Source organism: Pseudoalteromonas rubra (assembly GCF_005887115.1).
In the GTDB taxonomy this organism is placed as follows: Bacteria; Pseudomonadota; Gammaproteobacteria; order Enterobacterales; family Alteromonadaceae; genus Pseudoalteromonas; species Pseudoalteromonas rubra_F.
Genome location: NZ_PNCJ01000196.1, coordinates 1 through 239, shown reverse-complemented (window position 1 = coordinate 239; position 239 = coordinate 1). Strand labels below are relative to the sequence as shown.

The 239-nt window shown below is 34.3% G+C and carries 1 pseudogene; it reads right to left on the bottom strand.

Annotated features, from left to right (window positions below):
* Positions 1-239: pseudogene (locus CWB98_RS24140) on the bottom strand (LPS biosynthesis protein); the annotation flags it as partial.

Here is a 239-nt window from a genome sequence, read left to right as displayed (position 1 = left end):
ATCTTTATAATCTTTATTTTCTAAAGCTAAGAGGCTATCAAATTCTTCAAGTGAAAGGTTGAGTTTATTCGCAATATAAACCTTATCGTCATTTAGTTCTTGCTGGTCATATAGAGGTTTCTCAAGTTCCTTTAAAGCCTCATCTCGGGAAATTTGCCCAGCTACAATCAAACTAGAAAGATGCGCTTTGCGCTTGTCAAAACCAAACTTTTCAACTAGATAATATGCTTGGAAAAACT